The 3,316-nt window shown below is 42.4% G+C and carries 2 protein-coding genes; both read left to right on the plus strand.

The genetic code is table 11. From position 1 onward, the window contains the following. Positions 1–1,146: 1,146 nt before the first annotated feature. Entirely contained in the window at positions 1,147–2,364 is a 1,218-nt protein-coding gene (locus R7Q47_RS23090) for an AAA family ATPase (protein ID WP_005500197.1), read from the plus strand. Positions 2,365–2,371: 7 nt separating this feature from the next. Then, positions 2,372–3,316 (plus strand): ParB/RepB/Spo0J family partition protein (locus R7Q47_RS23095; protein WP_318089395.1); only part of this gene is annotated, 945 nt, incomplete at its 3' end.

A 3,316-nucleotide genomic window follows, 5' to 3' on the forward strand; every position in this document is an offset into this window, starting at 1 on the left:
TTGATTATTCTGATCTTAATTGATTATATGATCTATTGATCTGGTTATTTTTACGAGCCTAAGTTGCTGTTATTAATGAGTATTTCTTTGAGGTATTTCGGAACTATGATCATAGCTTTATCGAAACGATGATCAACAAAATCTTGAAAGCATGATCACTTCATTCCGCAAGCATGATCATTAAGTTCCTGAAAAGATGATCAAAACAATCATGAAACGATGATCATGATGTCTGTACAGGTTATCCACAGAAATCCGTGATTACCTCGATCTTGATTTATCGATCCTCTGCTATTGTGAGTGTTTCGAGGTTGCGGATCAATGATCAAGCTAAGGTTATTTCATCTCTCTTTACCTTCAATTGTTGCCAAATTAGCCAAACGATTAAAATGACGTCAATTTGGGTCCTTCGCATCAAAGACTGCATGATTATCAGAACTAACGGAAGCATGATCATGAAAGACACTATGTCTTGTTTGCCGATACTGTATTTCATCGTTCCGAAGGTTGAGAGGCGCATTTATGCGTCAATCCCCCATTCCGTCTGCACTCAGCCGTAAATAGCGCATTAAAAAGCATGCTTCCGAGAAACCTACTTGCTTGATCATTTTTCCGAGAAATGGATCCATGTACTCAAGCCTTGATTTACCTTCATTCGTCCATTATCTGCCATGATCATGCTTTCGTATTTACAGTTATCTTCGAAAACATGATCAAGAGTCTTCCTTGATCATGGTTCCGTTCTTATTCGTTGTCTTTTCGCTGATTTTGCTTCGGATGCATGATCAAGGTCGTGACGCGACACTATTTCCTCTCTTTTCCTCCACAATCAGTATGTAAAATGATTTAAGTCGATTCAAATCACATAATCCGTAATTTAGCCCACTTATATAATCGTTCCGGATAAAATAGATTTACATTGTAAATAAGTGACAATGTAACACTTTTAATTTTGATAAGAACTAACCTCTTTTATTTGGAATAAATCGATTAAAAATTGATATATTTTTCTTCTTAAATCATAAAACAGCCAATTTTGATGGTTTTTTATGTGATGGTTGTTCAAAATGAACGTGCACCTTTTTGTTGTTTTTGAAGTCTACTGCTGTACAATTGGATGCAGATATCCTTCCAACGGAATTTGGCATGAAAAGAGAAAAAACGATTGAAAATCTTCAAGAGTTAGCTGAGCTGACGCAACAAGTTCAAGCTGACCGTATTGAGATTGTTTTGGAAGAGCGAAGTGACAACTACTTCCCACCAATGTCTAAGGCGATGATGGAGACTCGCTCTGGTTTAACTCGTCGTAAACTGGATGAAGCGATCGGTAAGATGGAAGCCGCAGGCCACCAATTTACTAAAAACAACGCGAATCATTACTCCATTACGTTAGAAGAAGCACACATGCTCATGGATGCGGCTGAAGTGCCAAAATTCTATGAGCGTAAGAAGAATAACGGCAATAAACCATGGATTATCAACGTACAAAACCAAAAAGGTGGTACGGGTAAATCAATGACGGCCGTACATTTGGCTGCTTGTTTGGCGCTTAACCTAGATAAACGCTACCGCATTTGTTTGATTGACTTGGACCCTCAAGGTTCATTACGTCTGTTTTTAAACCCGCAAATCAGTGTGGCTGAGCACGACAACATTTATTCAGCGGTGGACATTATGTTAGGCAACGTGCCTGATGGAGTAGAGATCGACCGCGAATTTTTACACAAGAACGTGCTGTTGCCGACGCAATACCCGAACTTGAAGTCAATCTCCGCATTCCCAGAAGATGCTATGTTTAACGCAGAAGCGTGGCAAACGCTGTCTGAAGACCCATCACTTGATATCGTTCGTCTATTGAAAGAACAGCTTATCGACAAGATTGCGAATGACTTCGATATCATCATGATTGATACCGGTCCGCACGTCGACCCTCTGGTTTGGAATGCGATGTACGCGTCCAATGCACTGTTAATTCCTTGTGCGGCAAAACGTCTAGACTGGGCATCTACGGTTAACTTCTTCCAGCATTTGCCTACGGTTTATGAGATGTTCCCAGAAGATTGGAATGGCTTAGAGTTTGTTCGTCTAATGCCAACCATGTTCGAAGACGACAACAAGAAGCAAGTCTCGGTATTGACGGAAATGAACTATCTGCTTGGTGACCAAGTGATGATGGCAACCATTCCACGTAGCCGTGCATTTGAAACGTGTGCAGACACCTACAGCACTGTGTTTGATTTAACCGTAAGTGATTTCGAAGGCGGTAAGAAGACACTTGCAACTGCTCAAGATGCGGTACACAAAAGCGCATTGGAATTGGAGCGCGTATTGCACTCTAACTGGCCGTCATTAAATCAGGGGTAAACAGTAAATGGCTTTGAAAACGTCTGAATTAAACGCGAAATTATTTGGTAAAACGAATAAACGTCGAGTAGCGACTCCACAAGAAGCGCAAACGGCAGCAAAAGAAAAAGCGCAAACCATCGAGTTGGCTGTGGCGGGTGAGGGCACGGTTCAGTTTGAATTGGTTCGTATTCCCGCAGATAAAGTGGCAAGCGAGACGCGTGTATTCGCGGACAACGCCCGTGAACAATCATTCTTGAATGAGCATGCTTTATCTGATGTTTTGGTGACACTGAAAGAGCGTGGTCAACAGTACCCAGCTGTTGGTCGTCGCACTGACGATGGCAAAATTGAAGTGCTAGACGGTAGCCGCCGTCGTATGTCTTGTATCTTGGCGGGGAAGGATTTCTTGGTTTACGTTGGTGATGGCATCAACACTGAACACGCGAAATTCCTATCTGACGTCGCGAATGCTCACAAACCGCTGTCGCTTTACGAAAAAGGCAAAGAGATGCAGGCTAAGCTGGAAAGTGGTGAAGCAGAAGACCAAAAAGCGCTAGCGAAAATGTTCCAATGCAGTGAAGCATTGGTAAGTGGTGCGCTTAAAGCCGCGGCATTGCCGCTAGAATTGCTACAAGCGTATCCAAATGTTGGCGATTTAGGTCGTCCAACCATCGTTAAACTGCACAAACAGTTCTCAACATTGACCGCTGAGCAGCAGCAAAACTTGTTGGATAAATGCCGTACATCTGAAGGTTACTTGTGGCAACGTAGCAAGGCACAAGGCGTGGCTCGTTTGACCAAAGAAGTGACGGAAAGCATCGAAAGTTGGATCTCAGAGTTAGCACCAGCTAAACCTGCAAAAAAAGCTGAAAAAGTTGACCTTGTCAAAGGTCGAGCAAGCTACAGTCGTAAAGGCAGCAATCTTGCTCTCAATCTGAAGAAAGTCGATGACAGCTTGATGGAAGAAATC

The sequence above is a fragment of the Vibrio sp. Vb0349 genome (assembly GCF_033338975.1).

Excerpts from the sequence above, each read along its gene's own strand:
- R7Q47_RS23090 (WP_005500197.1), top strand. The coding sequence starts at position 1,147 with ATGAAAAGAGAAAAAACGATTGAAAATCTTCAAGAGTTAGCTGAGCTG.